This is a genomic window from Brevundimonas sp. AC546 (genome assembly GCF_979258305.1).
In genome coordinates this window covers 992236-1005612 of the sequence record NZ_OZ409849.1, presented here as the reverse complement: position 1 = coordinate 1005612, position 13377 = coordinate 992236, and the positions used below count along the sequence as shown (strand labels likewise).

15 protein-coding genes are annotated in these 13377 nt (G+C 65.2%); 7 read left to right on the top strand and 8 right to left on the bottom strand.

Translation table 11 applies throughout. The annotated features are described in order from the left end of the window. Nucleotides 1–128: 128 nt before the first annotated feature. The gene (locus ACZZZD_RS05105) at nt 129–1217 is read right to left on the bottom strand and encodes an ABC transporter ATP-binding protein (protein WP_463433218.1); all 1089 of its coding nucleotides are present in this window, start codon (nt 1215–1217) and stop codon (nt 129–131) included. Between the two features lie 88 nt (nt 1218–1305). Beyond that, on the bottom strand, nt 1306–1953 hold the full coding sequence (locus ACZZZD_RS05100; protein WP_463433216.1) for a glutathione S-transferase family protein: 648 nt from the start codon (nt 1951–1953) through the stop codon (nt 1306–1308). 136 nt (nt 1954–2089) lie between these two features. Here ACZZZD_RS05100 and ACZZZD_RS05095 point away from each other — a divergent pair, with 136 nt between their 5' ends. After that, entirely contained in the window at nt 2090–4708 is a 2619-nt protein-coding gene (locus ACZZZD_RS05095) for a TonB-dependent receptor domain-containing protein (RefSeq protein ID WP_463433214.1), read from the top strand. A 55-nt stretch (nt 4709–4763) separates the two neighbouring features. Beyond that, nucleotides 4764–5480, top strand: a complete 717-nt coding sequence (locus ACZZZD_RS05090) for a hypothetical protein (protein WP_463433212.1) — start codon at nt 4764–4766, stop codon at nt 5478–5480. 258 nt (nt 5481–5738) lie between these two features. On the opposite strand, the gene ACZZZD_RS05085 is transcribed toward ACZZZD_RS05090, so the two are convergent. From ACZZZD_RS05085 to ACZZZD_RS05075, 3 genes are all read right to left on the bottom strand, one after another. Continuing rightward, complete coding sequence (locus ACZZZD_RS05085) at nt 5739–6284, bottom strand: SgcJ/EcaC family oxidoreductase (RefSeq protein WP_463433210.1); 546 nt, start codon at nt 6282–6284, stop codon at nt 5739–5741. A gap of 402 nt (nt 6285–6686) precedes the next feature. Further along, nucleotides 6687–7310, bottom strand: a complete 624-nt coding sequence (locus tag ACZZZD_RS05080; protein WP_463433208.1) for a methyltransferase family protein — start codon at nt 7308–7310, stop codon at nt 6687–6689. Nucleotides 7311–7344: 34 nt separating this feature from the next. Next, nucleotides 7345–8121 (bottom strand): COG4705 family protein, encoded by a 777-nt coding sequence (locus ACZZZD_RS05075; RefSeq protein ID WP_463433206.1) that lies wholly within the window; start codon nt 8119–8121, stop codon nt 7345–7347. 188 nt (nt 8122–8309) lie between these two features. Between ACZZZD_RS05075 and ACZZZD_RS05070 the strand changes: the two genes are divergently transcribed. Then, on the top strand, nt 8310–9749 hold the full coding sequence (locus ACZZZD_RS05070; RefSeq protein WP_463432959.1) for an IS1182 family transposase: 1440 nt from the start codon (nt 8310–8312) through the stop codon (nt 9747–9749). A 121-nt stretch (nt 9750–9870) separates the two neighbouring features. Continuing rightward, on the top strand, nt 9871–10218 hold the full coding sequence (locus ACZZZD_RS05065) for an ArsC family reductase (protein WP_463433204.1): 348 nt from the start codon (nt 9871–9873) through the stop codon (nt 10216–10218). Here the strand turns inward: ACZZZD_RS05065 and ACZZZD_RS05060 are convergent. The 3 genes from ACZZZD_RS05060 to ACZZZD_RS05050 are packed head-to-tail and all read right to left on the bottom strand — an operon-like array spanning nt 10211 to nt 11784. Next, complete coding sequence (locus ACZZZD_RS05060) at nt 10211–11020, bottom strand: endonuclease/exonuclease/phosphatase family protein (protein WP_463433202.1); 810 nt, start codon at nt 11018–11020, stop codon at nt 10211–10213. The genes ACZZZD_RS05065 and ACZZZD_RS05060 overlap by 8 nt on opposite strands. A gap of 7 nt (nt 11021–11027) precedes the next feature. Continuing rightward, nucleotides 11028–11267 (bottom strand): DUF2188 domain-containing protein, encoded by a 240-nt coding sequence (locus ACZZZD_RS05055; protein WP_463433200.1) that lies wholly within the window; start codon nt 11265–11267, stop codon nt 11028–11030. 19 nt (nt 11268–11286) lie between these two features. Further along, nucleotides 11287–11784 carry a hypothetical protein gene (locus ACZZZD_RS05050; protein ID WP_463433198.1) on the bottom strand — a complete coding sequence of 166 codons (498 nt, stop codon included), beginning with the start codon at nt 11782–11784 and terminating at the stop codon, nt 11287–11289. Nucleotides 11785–12012: 228 nt separating this feature from the next. On the opposite strand from ACZZZD_RS05050, the gene ACZZZD_RS05045 reads away from it, so the two are divergent. Genes ACZZZD_RS05045 through ACZZZD_RS05035 form a run of 3 tightly spaced genes read left to right on the top strand, consistent with a single transcriptional unit; the run spans nt 12013 to nt 13372 of the window. Then, nucleotides 12013–12402 carry a DUF6249 domain-containing protein gene (locus tag ACZZZD_RS05045; RefSeq protein ID WP_463433196.1) on the top strand — a complete coding sequence of 130 codons (390 nt, stop codon included), beginning with the start codon at nt 12013–12015 and terminating at the stop codon, nt 12400–12402. Nucleotides 12403–12426: 24 nt separating this feature from the next. Beyond that, complete coding sequence (locus ACZZZD_RS05040) at nt 12427–12981, top strand: RNA polymerase sigma factor (RefSeq protein ID WP_463433194.1); 555 nt, start codon at nt 12427–12429, stop codon at nt 12979–12981. Next, on the top strand, nt 12971–13372 hold the full coding sequence (locus ACZZZD_RS05035; protein WP_463433192.1) for a hypothetical protein: 402 nt from the start codon (nt 12971–12973) through the stop codon (nt 13370–13372). Before ACZZZD_RS05040 ends, ACZZZD_RS05035 begins: the two co-directional genes overlap by 11 nt. The last annotated feature ends 5 nt before the right edge of the window (nt 13373–13377 follow it).

The following is a 13377-nucleotide window of genomic DNA, read 5'->3' as shown; positions in this document are numbered from 1 at the left end:
AAGGTGGCCCGAAGGGCCGGATGAGGGGCGGGTGGTAGTGACGTCGCACAACCGCGACCCTCATCCTTTCGCGCAAGACCGTTCGCTACGCTCTCGGGCGCTCAAGCCCTCTCCCAATGGGAGAGGGATCAGAGTCTCTGGAACGCCTTACCGGTCGCGTCGAACAGGTGCGCCTGTCGGGCGGGCACGTGCAGTGTCAATCGCTCGCCGGCCTTGGCGCGCAGTTCGCCCGCCAACTGAACCGTCAGCGTGTCTTGCGATGCCGGATGCTTCAGATGCGCCATGGTCGTGGCGCCCAGGGTTTCCACGAACATGACCTCGGCGTTCAACGCATCGCCGTCGCCGGTCGTGGTCAGGTGTTCGGGGCGGACGCCCAGGGTCATGACATCGCCGGGCTTGGCGGCTGCGGCGTCCACGGCGACCCGGATTGTCTCGCCTGCCGACGTCTTCAGCGTCGCGCCAGCAGCCGAGGCTTTCACGATCTCGGCGCTCAGCAGGTTCATCTTCGGGCTGCCGATGAAGCCTGCAACGAACAGGTTGGCCGGGTGGTCGTACAGGTCCATCGGCGCGCCGACCTGTTCGATCCGGCCGCCGTTCAGCACCACGATCCGGTCGGCCAGGGTCATGGCCTCTACCTGGTCGTGGGTGACGTAGATCATGGTGGTCTTCAGCTCGGCGTGCAGCCGCGCGAACTCGTAGCGCATCCGCACCCGCAGGGCGGCGTCCAGGTTGGACAGGGGTTCGTCGAACAGGAAGACCTCGGGTTCGCGCACGATGGCGCGGCCGATGGCGACGCGCTGGCGCTGACCGCCCGACATGGCCTTGGGCTTGCGGTCCAGATAGTCGGTGATGCTCAGCGCCTCGGCGGCGGCGCGGACGCGGCGGTCGATCTCGCCCTTGTCCGTCTTGGCCAGCTTCAGGCCGAAGGCCATGTTCTCATAGGCCGTCATGTGCGGATAAAGCGCATAGGACTGGAACACCATAGCGATGCCCCGGTCCGACGGCGACAGGTCGTTGACCACGCGGTCGCCGATGGAGACCTGGCCCGTCGTGGCTTCTTCCAGCCCGGCGATGGTCCGCAACAGGGTGGACTTGCCGCAGCCTGATGGGCCGACGAAGACGATGAACTCGCCGTCGGCGATTTCCAGATCGACGCCCTTCAGCACCTCGACGGCGCCGAACGCCTTCTTCACGTCGACCAGACGGACGTTCGCCATGCTTCCTGCTTCCCTGATCCGTTTCTATTTTGCCGCACCGTAACCGGTTACATCGCAGGATCAATGGCGCGAGACGTCTCAGTCGCGATCAGTCGCGATCCGGTGCGCCGAGCGGGAAATAGTCGCGATAGGGGCGGGCCTCGTCCACGCAACGGGCGATGGAAGGGCGCGCCAGCAGCCGAGCGCGATAGGCTTTCAGCGTCTCGAACCGTTCAGGGATCGGGTGGGTCCAGTCGGCGTAGAACAGGGCAGGCGCGGCGGCGCAGTCGGCCAGGCTGAACCCATGATCGGTGGCCCATTCGCGTCCGGCCAGACGCTGATCCAGCCAGGCGTAGGTCGTCTCCAGCATTTTCCGCGCCTCGGCGTCGCCCAGCGGGTCGCGGTCGGTCTCGGCGCGCATCGAGTTGAAGACGATCCGGCCCTGGGGCGTCGAGACGTAGTTGTCGAACACCCGATCCATCATCCGCACCTCGACGGCGGCTGCGGCGTCGTCGGGGATCAGGCGAACCGGGCCGGGGTAATAGGCTTGCAGATATTCGATGATGGACGAGGATTCGAGCACCGTCGTCTCGCCGTCCTGCAAAACCGGGAACCGCTTGAGAGGCCACAGGGCGAGCAGTTCCGCATTGGCCGATGGATCTTCCAGCGTGCGGTATTCGAAGGCGATGTCATTCTCGTAAAAGGAGATCAGCGCCTTCTGGCAGAAGGAGGAGAAGGGGTGGGCGTAGAGTTTCATTGCGTCCTCCAGACCAGTTGTCCGATGTGACTTTCGCCCGGCGCGGACGGGAGTCAATTTGCAAAACTGCAAAATTACACTTTCGCAAAACGGCGCCGCTGGATAGAAGCCCGCCAAAGATCGCGGGGACCACGACATGACGCAGCGCAAAATCCTGATGGCGACGGCTTCGTTCGCCTGGCTGACCATTGCCGGGGCCGTGCAGGCGCAAGAGACTTCGCGCGTGGACGACATCGTCGTCACCGGTTCGCGGATCGCGGGCGGGGACCGGATCGCGCCGGTCGAGACGGTGGGCCGCCAGACCATCGCCGCCGCCGGAATCGCCGACGCCTCGCAGCTGGTGCGGCTGGTGACCGCCAACTCGGGATCGGAGGCCCAGGTCGATCAGTTGAACCAGCCGCAGAGCTCGGGCACGGCCCAGTTCAACCTGCGCAATCTGGGCCTGGGTTCGACGCTGGTGCTGGTGGACGGTCAGCGCTGGACCAACAGCGCCGTGGTTGCGACGGACGGTTCGGGCTTCGTCGATATCAACTCGCTCGTGCCGATGATCGCTCTGCAAAGGGTCGAGGTGGTCAAGGACGGCGCCTCGGCCGTCTATGGCTCGGACGCGGTGGCGGGCGTGGTCAACTTCATCACCCGTCGCGATGTCGCCCGGCCCGAGGTCAGCGCCAAATACGCCGTCGCCGACGGGTCGGAAGAGAGTGTGATCGAGGCCATCGGCGGGCTGAAACTGCTTGGCGGCGACCTGACGCTGGCGGCCTCGCATTTCCACCGATCGGCCCTGGGGTCGGACGAGCGGGACTTCACCCAGGCCGAACGCTATGGCCGCGCGGCCTGGACCGCCGTGACCAGCTATGGTCAGCCGGGATCCTATTTCCGGCCCAGCCGCAACGGGTTCTCGCCCGACCCGGCGTGCGGCGACCCGGCGTTCGGCAGCGCCTATCTGAACGCGCCGACCGACACGTTCTGCCGGTTGGACTATTCCGACTTCTTCGACCTGACGCCGGAGGAGACGCGGACGCAAGCGTTCGCGGACTATCGTCGGCCTGTGGGCGACATGACCCTGTCGCTGCAGGCGGCCTGGTCGGCGACGAACACCATCGCGCGCCAGTCGCCGTCGTTGCCGATCCTGGCGCGTTCGCTGACGGTGCCGGCGTCGCATCCCGACAACCCGTTCGGCGAGACGGTCCTGTTCCGGGGGCGTCTGTTGGGCGCCGAGGCAGGGGCGTCGCAGGCGGAGTTCGACTACCGGACCTGGCGCATCGCCGGCGGTCTGGACGGGCGGTTTTCCAACGGCTGGACATGGAACTTGGCGGCGACCAGAAGCCGTCAGCACGTCGCATACGACAAGCCCGACACCCTCGGCAGCGCCTTGCAGAATGCGCTGAACGGCCTGGGCGGGGCGGGCTGCAACCCGGCGACTGGGGCGCCCGGCGTCGGGGCCTGTCAGTATTTCAACCCGTTCGGCAGCGCCTATCTGGGGACCGGCACGGCCAACAGCACAGCCCTGATCGACAGCCTGATCGGCTCGACCGGCCTGCGGGGCGCCTCGACCCTGACGACGGTGGACGCCTCGACCAGCGGCGAGGCCTTCGCCTGGAAAGACGGGTCGGTCGATGTCGCGGTCGGCGCCCAGTATCGCCGCAGCGCCTTCCGCCACGACTGGAGCGATCTGGTCAATGCGGGCGACCTTCTGACGGCGGGCGTGTCGCCCGACTTCGAGGGCGATCAGGAGGCGCTGGCGGCCTTCGCCGAGGCGCGCATTCATCTGGGCGACCGGATCGAGGCGCAGCTGGCCGGCCGCTACGAATCCTACGACGGCGACGAGGGCCGGTTCAGTCCCAAGGCCGCCATCCGCTGGGACGTCACCGACGCCCTGGCTCTGCGCGCGTCCTGGGGGCAGGGGTTCCGCGCCCCATCGGTCTATGCCCAGTCGGGCGCCCAGGCGTCGCAGCCGTCGGTGTTCGACCGGGGCGCCTTCGTCTTCGTCAACACCCTGACCTCGGGCCGGGCCGACCTGAAGCCCGAGAAGTCCGAAAGCCTCAGCCTGGGCGCGGTATGGGCGCCGATAGAGGGGCTGGAGCTGGGCCTCGACGCCTGGCGGTTCGACTACACCGACCAAGTGGTCAAGGAGTCGGCGCAAGCCATCATCGATCAGGCGGCGGCGGACACGGCCGGGGGGCTGAGCGGCACGGACGCGCAGGACCGCATCACCCGCTCGCCCAGCGGCGCCCTGACCTTCGTCCAGCTCTATTTCGTCAACGCTTCGTCCATCGATACGCAAGGGATCGACCTGTCCGCCCGCTATCGCCACGGCCTGTGGGGCGGGGAGGCGTCGGCGTCGGCGACCTGGACCTATGTGGACGCCTACGACATCCGGCTGAATGCGTCGGCGGCCCGGGTGTCGGGGGTCGGCTCGACCAATCTGAACAACATCGGCCGGTCCCTGCCGCGCAATCGCGGGGAGTTCGCCCTGGGCTGGAGCGGCGGCGCGCATGCGGTCACGGCTCTGGTCCACTATACCGACGGCTACGCCAACGACCGCAGCGGGATCACGGACGCCAGCATCGCCAGCCAGACGACGGTCGATCTGCTCTACAGCCGCACCATAGGCGCCGATCTCGATCTGGCGGTCGGGGTGGTCAATGTCGCCGACAAGGCGCCGCCGTTGGCGCAGTTCGCCCTGGGTTACGACCCGGTGGTCGCCGACCCGCGCGGTCGGGTGTTCAGCGTCGGCCTGACGAAGCGGTTCTGATCGTCGGCTTGCGCGGTCAACCGGGCGGTGTATGCATCCCCCTGGGGAGAATCCGATGACCGACGGCGAGACGACGCGCAAACAGGCGATCAAGGACCTGTCGGAGGATACGCTGGGCTTTGGCGGGGCCGAGGTGCGCACGGCGCGCGACCTGCTAGTCCGGCCGCGCCTGGTGCTGCAGGCCTGGATGATCGAAGGGCCGACCGGGGGCGGGCGCTACGCCAAGCCGCTGAAGCTGTATCTGACGCTGAACGCGATCATCATGCTGATCGTCTTTCTGAAGGGCGGGTTGAGCGGCTATCTGGACAGCATGCCGGCGGAGATGCTGAGCCCCCTGTTGGAACAGGCCGGCAAGTCGCGCGACGCCTTCATGGCGGACGCCGACGGATGGATGTCGTTCCTGACCATACCTGTGATGGCCCCCCTCTACGCCTTGGCGGCGATGCCGCTGTTTCGGTTGTGGGACGCTGAAGACCTGGGCCTGCGCCGGGGGTTTCGGGCGTCCTTCGCCTATCTGAACGCCTGGACCGTGCCGATGCTGCCGCTGTCCTGGTTCGTGTTCGGGACGGGGCCGGCCGCCCTGATCGCCAGCCTGCTGATGGTGGTTCTGGGCTTCGCCGCCTTCCTGCGCATGGGACGGGGACGGTGGTATCGCGGGGTCCTGCCGGGCGTCGGCAAGGCCTTGATCCTGTTCGCAGCCATAGGCCTGTCGGGGGCGTTGGGGACGTTGATCGTGACCGTGATCGGTGTGATCGCCGGGGTCGCGGCCTAGGCGGACCACCCCGAAAAAAAGGGTGCAATCTGTGCACTTCGTCTGAAATCGGCGGTGGACGAAATTGCACTGCACCCCGAAAATGAGTGCAAAGTGCAAGAAGGTGCAATTGCCAGAGTGCTGACGTTTCAAAGACCGGCCAAGATTGTAGCGCGATTTGAAGGTGCGTCAGGTCGATTGATGCTGCTGGGTTCCAGGGTTCTGAAAACGCAGCGGATTGGTCGCGGGCTTGGGATGGGAAGCGGCTGCGCCGACCCCTCAGGCGGGTGGCTTTCCCTTGGCCGGATCGAACTGCTGAACGGCCGGGTTAATCTGCACGTTGGCGCCATGGGCGATCCGAAGCCCCGCGCTGGTCCGGTGCAGGACCAGCGACATCCGGTCCTTTGAAGGCGGGACTGCCTGTCCATCCGGCGGCGTGAAGGCGCCCATGTTCCACCGCGCGACGACGATGAGCGCATCGGCGCCCAGGGGCACGATGCTCTCGACCTCTTCGAGGGTCAGCGGCACGCCGCGGAACATCGTCTCCAGATAAATCCGGTGCGCTAGTTCGGCCTGCGGCTTGCCCTGCCAGTGCATGCCGACGATGTTGACCCAGTGAATGTCGTCGGTCGCCAGGCGGAACATTCTGGCGGCGTCGCCGGCGTTCCAGGACGCCTGAAATTCCGTCAGGAGGTCCGTGACCGCCCGCGCGTCATCGGTCGAAGTGGCGGCGGAGGCTGAGGAACTGATCAGTGCGCCCATCGAGGCGATGGCGACGAAGCTGCGGCGATCCATGGCGATCTTCTCCAGGAAAGATTTCACCATACACTGTTATCGACGTGATCCTATTTGCAGAGGGTGCGGTTCGCCGGCCTGACGCGGCGTGGAAAAAACAGGGTGCAATCTGTGCACTTCGTCTGAAATCGGCGGCAGGCGAAGCTGCACTGCAACGGCGAAAAACCGTGCAAGGTGCAAGAAAGTGCACCTCGCAATGGCGTTGACGTTTTCAAAGACCGGCCGGGATTATACGTCGGTTTTGAGGGGTGTCGGGTCGATTGACGATGGTAAGCGTGAAGTGACTGAAAAAGCGGCGGATCGGTTGCAGGACTAGGATGCGAGAGGCGTGAAGGCCGTTGTCGGTATCAACTTGGTCCTATGCGGAATGCGCACCTTAAGACGGACATTTCTAATGTCAGCTAGGGGTGGAAGGCGGCCATTGAAACGCTGTCAGGGTAGCGTGAAGAGCGCCTTAACCCAGCCAACATCTTGCGCGTGTTCCAGGGCCTCGAAGAGTGGAATGACCAGAAGAAACGCGAGCCCATCCCTCAGCGTGGTTAGGAAGAAGGACGGTCGGATCTCCAGAATTTCCTGGTCGCGCCATTTGCTGAAGTCCGGCCAGAAGCGCGGCGTGCGGGCGACATAGTCCGCATAGGGTTCGCCGAAGACCGCACCCAGCCATTCCTCTTCCCGTCGGACCGTTGCGTAGAAGACGGCGTAGGCGATGAGCAGGAAGGTGAAAGACAGGATGATGGAGCCGGTCTGGGCTCCCATGCCGAACGCGCCGATGAAGCTGAATACGTAGAGGGGGTTCCGGCTGATGGAGTAGGGGCCTCGATCAACGATTTCGGCCTTCTTGCGGCCGCCGATGTAGAGCGAGCACCAGGCGCGACCCACGATGCAGACGCCGATCATGGCAAGGCCGACCGCCTCGACGGTTTCATGAAGTCCTTCTTCGCCCTTTAGCGTCCGGGACAGCGCCGCGAGAAGGCAAACGGCGAGGATGCAAGCGGCCAGTACAGCCTTGCGGATCAATTGAACGCGGCGAAGGTGATCGGGATCGACCGTATTCATGAAGGCTCCAGGCTATATCGAAGGGGGCGATAGCTCATTTGTTCGCCACGCTGGTAGCAGAATGATGCCCGGCGCGCTGCGGCAGGACCAGGATCAGAACCACAATCACTGCGGCTAGAACGGCGGAGGCCAGCGGACGGCTGAAGGCCAGACCGCCATGGTCCAGCGGCTTGTCCAGAAAGTCGCCGACTGTGGCGCCCAGCGGCCGGGTCAGGATGAAGGCGGCCCAGAACAGCAGGACCCGGTTCACTTTCGTCCAGAAATAGAGACCCGCAACCACGGTCAGCAGGGCGCCGAATACCATAGCCGCCCCGGCATAGCCCAGCCCGCCCGTATCCGCCGTCCAGTCGCCCAGCGCTGTGCCAAGCGTTTGGGAGAAGGTGATGGTCAGCCAGTAGAACACCTCCTGGCGCGGGGTGCTGATCGCATCGGACGAGATGGATCCTGTGGTCCAGCGCCACGCCGCCAATGAGGCCAGGACACAGGCCAGCAACAGCAGCGAACCGCCGGTATAGCCGATGCCCAACGACCGGGTGGCGAAGTCGGCCAGAGCAGTCCCCGCAGTGGTCGAGGCGATAATGGTCGCCCAATACAGGAAGGGATGGAACCGCTTGGCCGCGATCTGTCGCCAGACCAGCACGGCCAGCATAATCATGAAGATGCCTGTCCCGGCCAGATAGCCCAGCTTCATCGTCATGGTGACGGTGTCGCCCGCCGTCTCGCCCAGGGTGGTGGCGAGGATCTTGATGATCCAGAATCCCAGGGTCACGGCCGGGACCTTGCTTATGAGATCGCGTTCCAGTTGGGACATTCTGAGCCTCCGGCAATGAGTGGGCGCGATCCGGGACTTTGTGAAGGCTAAAGTGCAGAGCTAGGCGCGTGCATCACCCGCTTCCAGGAAGCGGACGCCGCAAGTGTCTGCAATAGGTCGAGGCTGTGTGAAAACGCCTCCCGATCGAGCGAATTAGGTTAGCCTCTTGCGGTCAGCAGGAGGTGGGTATGAGCCGCTTCGTTCAGGGTGCAGATCGCCGGCAGCAGACGCTGCTTCCCGAGTGTCTCGACGACTATGTGGCCGAGGATAATCCGGTCCGGGTGGTCGATGTCTTCGTGGACGAGCTGGATCTGAAGGGTCTGGGCTTTGAGGGCATGACACCGGCGGCGACGGGCCGACCGGCCTATCACCCGGCCATGCTGCTGAAGCTCTACGTCTACGGCTATCTGAACAAAGTGCAGTCGAGCCGCCGTCTGGAGCGTGAGGCGCAGCGCAACGTCGAGCTGATGTGGCTGACGGGGCGGCTGGCGCCGGATCACAAGACCATCGCCGACTTCCGCCGCGAGAATGGTCCGGCGATCCAGGCGGCCTGTGCGCAGTTCGTGGTTCTGTGCCGCCAGCTTGGCCTGTTCGGCGCGGCCTTGGTCGCCATCGACGGCTCCAAGTTCAAGGCGGTGAACACCCGCGACAAGAACTTCACCGTCTACAAGGTGAAGCGGCGGATCGAGCAGGTTGCCGAGCACATCGCCAGCTACCTCGAGGACCTCGATACGGCCGATCGGCACGAGGGGGATGGCGTGGAGGCACGGTCGGTGAGGCTGGTCGAGAAGATCAATCGGCTCCGCGCCCAGATGGCGATGCTCAAGGCCATGGAAGCCGAGGTGGAGGCGTCGCCGGACGGCCAGGTCTCCCTGACCGATCCCGACGCTCGCGCCATGGCGACATCAGGCCGGGGCAGCGGCATCGTCGGTTACAACGTCCAGTCCGCCGTAGAAGGCGAGCATCACCTGATCGTCGCCCACGAGGTGGTGATGACCGGCTCGGACAAGCAACAGTTGGCGAACATGGCGGGTCAGGCCAAGGACGCCATGGGCGTGGAAAGGCTCGATGTGCTGGCGGACCGAGGCTACTTCTCCGGCGAGGAGATCCTGGCCTGTGAGGCCCTGGGCGCGACGCCCTTCGTGCCAAAGACGCTGACGTCGGGCGCAAAGGCGAATGGACGCTTCGGCAAGCAGGACTTCGTCTATCTGCCTGATCAAGACGTCTACCGTTGCCCGGCCGGCTCCCTGCTTCCGTACCACATGACCGTCGTCGAAAGAGGCATGACGCTGCATCGATACTGGGATCGGGCCAGTTGCACAGGCTGTGGCATCAAGGCTCAGTGCACGCCTGCGGTCGAGCGCAAGGTCACCCGCTGGGAGCATGAGGCGGTGATCGATGCCCTGCAAACCCGGATGGACCTGAGGCCCCGAGCCATGCGTGAACGGCGAAGCCTGGTCGAGCACCCGTTCGGCACGATCAAGGCCTGGATGGGTCACACCCACTTCCTGATGAAGCGCCTGCCCAACGTGAAGACCGAGATCGGACTCCATATCCTGGCCTACAACATGAAGCGGGTGATCGCGGTGCTGGGCGTCAAGCCTCTGATGGAAGCGATCAGAGCCTGAAAGAATGGCGCTGCGCGCCTCAATGCCTGCTCTGGTTCAAACCAGGTCCGCGCGTTTTTACACGGCCTCGGTCGAAATCGGCTATGAACTCACTCGCCCAAAAACGACCTTCGAGACACCCATGACCTACACCCTCTACGGCATTCCCAACTGCGACACGGTCAAGAAGGCGCGAGTCTGGCTGGAGCAGCAGGGGGTCGAATATGTCTTCCACGACTACAAGAAGGCCGGGGCCGATGCGGCGCAGCTGGGGCTGTGGATCGACGAGCATGGGTGGGAGACGGTGCTGAACCGGGCCGGGACGACGTTCAAGAAGTTGCCGGATGCGGACAAGGCGGACATCGACAAGGCCAAGGCCATCGCGCTGATGCTGGCGCAGCCGTCGATGATCAAACGGCCGGTGCTGGACCTGGGGGATCGGCGGCTGGTGGGGTTTAAGCCCGAGGTCTATGCCGCCGCGCTTACTTGAGCCGGACGGTCGCGGCGACGCCAAAGTGGTCGGAGGGGTATTCGCCGTTAGTCGGCGTGTCGCCGAAGATGTGGGCTTCGACGGGGGTGAAGAACTCCGGCTCGACGAAGATGTGGTCGATGACGCGGTCGGGGTGACCCTTGGCCGGGTTCAGGGTGGTGGCGACCTTACCGCGGGGCAGGGCGCTGAGGAAGCGCGGGCCGGTCAGGGTCGCAAGGCCTGAATCCTCCTGGGTCGCGTTGAAGTCGCCCATGACGATCAGCGGCACGCCCTCCTGCGGCAGCCAACTGAGCAAGCTTGAGATCTGACGCGCGCGCACCGGGCCGGCGTCGGGCTGCCAGGCCAGATGGGTGACGACGACATCGACGGGGCGTCCCTGAACCGAGACGCGAAGACGTAATGCGGTGCGGAAGTCGTCCAGCGGCTCCAGCTTGATCGAATCCTCGGCCAGCACCGGCAGGCGGGTGAGCAGGGCGTTGCCGTATCGGCGCGGCGCCCCCTCAGGATCGGTCGAGACGAAGGCGACGTGATAGCCGCCCAGCTCGCGCGCCAGCATCCGGGCCTGGTTCTCAAGCCCGACTGCGGCGTCCTCCAGCACTTCCTGAAGGGCGATGACGTCGGCGTCCTGGGCCTTCAGCGCGGCGATCAGCAGCGGGCGACGGGCGGTCCAGTCGCCGAGATTGTGCCAGATGTTGAAGGTGACGAGCCTTAGCCCGGCGGCGGGGCGAGCCGCCGGGACGGTGGCGCAGGCCGCCAGCGGCGCGAACGCTGCGGCCCCCAGAAGCGTGCGGCGCTGGATCACGCCGTGTTCAGCCCTCGACGTCCGTGCTGGGGCGGTCGTGGCCGTCGGCGCTCTCCGTCACCCACTTGCCGTCGGCGGTCTCGTATTCGATGGCGGCGGTCTCGTCCGGGACGCGCTGTTCGCGAGCGACGCGGACGGCGGCCGCCTTGGCGTGGTCATGGGTGGCGAAGGTCTCTGAATAGGTGCCGCCGGACGTATAGGCCCAGCCGCCGTCGTGTTCGACGATGCGATAGGTGACATGGGCCATGGGGTCTCTCCGTTGAAGCTCAGGCCACGACCGTAGCCCGAACCGGCCGCCGCAGGAACAGCAGTTGCAGCGTCACCCCCACGATCAGGATGACCACGAGCGAAAGCTGGAACGCCACCACCAGCGGATCCTCCGGGCTGCCGGCGATCGGGGCGCCGGCGGGCAGGCGCGTCAACGTCTCCGTGACGCTGGGCAGGAAAAGGGTGAAGACCGCGACGCTGAGCGCCAACGTCTCGATCCACCAGCGATGCCGGGCCAGCGGCGTGATGAAGCCGATCGTCGCGCCGACGACCAGCGATCCTAGGCTGAGGATCGAGATGGCGACGCCCGGCGGGCTCTTGATCACCAGCACGCCGGACAGCGCCCCGACGAACATGAAGCCGAGGAAGACCTTGGCGACCATCTTCTCGGGCGGGATGCGGCCATATCGGATGAGAAGGTAGAGCGCCAATGGGACGGCGGGCAGGCTACCCAGGGTGTGAAACCAGCCCAGAGCGGACAGTTGGGGAAGCAGCATCGCGACCTCGCGTGAGAGATTGAACCACGTACGCCAGCGAACTGATCCCGAGAGTCTGCCTAAAGGCTCAGCTTGTCCAGCGGTGTCGGCCGACCTCCGGAAATCTTGATCGCGCGACCTTACGAAGATTTCACGTCCCGCAGCGCATCCGTGAGCGCATCCTGCAGCCTCTTGTGATCAGAAGGCCGCCGCATCAGGCTGCCGCAGGATCACAGAAGAGATTATCCCATGACCCCCGTCGTCGTCGTTTTCATTGTTTTCGCCTCCATCGTCGCCGTGATCATCGGCCCGTCGTTCCTGAAGAACCGCGAGCGTCGCGAGATGCAACTGACCGTCCGCCATGCGGTGGACAAGGGCCAGACCCTGCCTGCTGAACTGATCGACGCCATGACCAAGGATGTGCAGAAGGGACTGCCGTCGCGGACCAAGGATATGCGCAAGGGCGTCCTCAGCCTGGCTGGCGGGATCGGCGTCGGCGCCTTTGGGGTGCTGAGCGATCTGGGCGGCAACCAATGGAACGGCGGAATGGCCAATCCCTTGCTGGGAATCGCCTGCATCCCGATCGCCATCGGCGTCGCCTTCATCATCCTGGGCTTCTTCAACCCGAACAAAGACTGACGTCCGCCGGAAGGGGGAAACGTCATGATCAAAACACTCAGAGACTTCCACGATGCCGAACTGGCCGCCCAGGCGGCGGCCGGCGGGCGGCGCGAATATGGCGAACTGGTCCGTCGGCACGGGTCGGCGGTGCGGGGGTTGCTGCGCCGGATGGGGGCCACGCCGTCCCTGTCCGACGATGTGGCGCAGGACGCCTTTCTGCAAGGGTTTCAGCGCTGCTCGGAGTTTCGGGGGCAGGGGACTTTTGCGGGCTGGATCAAGAAGATCGCCGCGCGGCTCTATCTGAAGCGCGTCGCCAAAGAGGCCCGCTATGTCGCCGAGGTCGAGACGGATCAGGCGGATGTCGTGGTCGATCGCGGCGGCCTGATGGATCTGGACGAGGCGCTCAAGACGCTCAACGAAACCGAGCGGGTGTGCGTGTCCCTGTGCCACGGCGCAGGCATGTCACATCCCGAAATCGCGGCGGCCATGAATTTGCCGCTCGGAACGGTGAAATCCCATGTCAAACGTGGTCTGGATAAACTTCGCGCGCGGCTTCAACCGGCGCAGGGCGACGGGAGGTCGATCCATGTCGGCTGATGAATTCGATCCGATGATCGAGCGGTTGTTCGCGCAAAGCCCGCGATTGGCCGACGAGGCCTTGTTTCTGGCGACGTTGCAGGCGCGGATGGAGAAGCGGTCGCGCTGGCGCGTGCTGGCGTTGACGGGGGCCGGGCTGGTCGGCGGGGCGCTGGCGATTCGCGAGGGCCTGACGGTGAACTTCGCCTCTGGCGGCGAGACGACGCTGGACCAGGGAATTCGCGCGGCGGCGGCGACGGCGCAGGGCGCGGCGCAATCTGGACTGGATGGTTTGGGCGTCGGCTCGGTCGATCTGTCCGGCGGTGCGGGCGTTCTGGCCTTCTGGATCGTAGCCGGCGCCATGGCGGCGTTGCTGGCGGCGGGTGCGGCGCGGTTGTCTCAGGACGTCTGAAGGTG

Excerpts from the sequence above, each read along its gene's own strand:
- ACZZZD_RS05105 (WP_463433218.1), bottom strand. The coding sequence starts at position 1,217 with ATGGCGAACGTCCGTCTGGTCGACGTGAAGAAGGCGTTCGGCGCCGTC.
- ACZZZD_RS05100 (WP_463433216.1), bottom strand. The coding sequence starts at position 1,953 with ATGAAACTCTACGCCCACCCCTTCTCCTCCTTCTGCCAGAAGGCGCTG.
- ACZZZD_RS05095 (WP_463433214.1), top strand. The coding sequence starts at position 2,090 with ATGACGCAGCGCAAAATCCTGATGGCGACGGCTTCGTTCGCCTGGCTG.
- ACZZZD_RS05090 (WP_463433212.1), top strand. The coding sequence starts at position 4,764 with ATGACCGACGGCGAGACGACGCGCAAACAGGCGATCAAGGACCTGTCG.
- ACZZZD_RS05085 (WP_463433210.1), bottom strand. The coding sequence starts at position 6,284 with ATGGTGAAATCTTTCCTGGAGAAGATCGCCATGGATCGCCGCAGCTTC.
- ACZZZD_RS05080 (WP_463433208.1), bottom strand. The coding sequence starts at position 7,310 with ATGAATACGGTCGATCCCGATCACCTTCGCCGCGTTCAATTGATCCGC.
- ACZZZD_RS05075 (WP_463433206.1), bottom strand. The coding sequence starts at position 8,121 with ATGTCCCAACTGGAACGCGATCTCATAAGCAAGGTCCCGGCCGTGACC.
- ACZZZD_RS05070 (WP_463432959.1), top strand. The coding sequence starts at position 8,310 with ATGAGCCGCTTCGTTCAGGGTGCAGATCGCCGGCAGCAGACGCTGCTT.
- ACZZZD_RS05065 (WP_463433204.1), top strand. The coding sequence starts at position 9,871 with ATGACCTACACCCTCTACGGCATTCCCAACTGCGACACGGTCAAGAAG.
- ACZZZD_RS05055 (WP_463433200.1), bottom strand. The coding sequence starts at position 11,267 with ATGGCCCATGTCACCTATCGCATCGTCGAACACGACGGCGGCTGGGCC.
- ACZZZD_RS05050 (WP_463433198.1), bottom strand. The coding sequence starts at position 11,784 with ATGCTGCTTCCCCAACTGTCCGCTCTGGGCTGGTTTCACACCCTGGGT.
- ACZZZD_RS05045 (WP_463433196.1), top strand. The coding sequence starts at position 12,013 with ATGACCCCCGTCGTCGTCGTTTTCATTGTTTTCGCCTCCATCGTCGCC.
- ACZZZD_RS05040 (WP_463433194.1), top strand. The coding sequence starts at position 12,427 with ATGATCAAAACACTCAGAGACTTCCACGATGCCGAACTGGCCGCCCAG.
- ACZZZD_RS05035 (WP_463433192.1), top strand. The coding sequence starts at position 12,971 with ATGTCGGCTGATGAATTCGATCCGATGATCGAGCGGTTGTTCGCGCAA.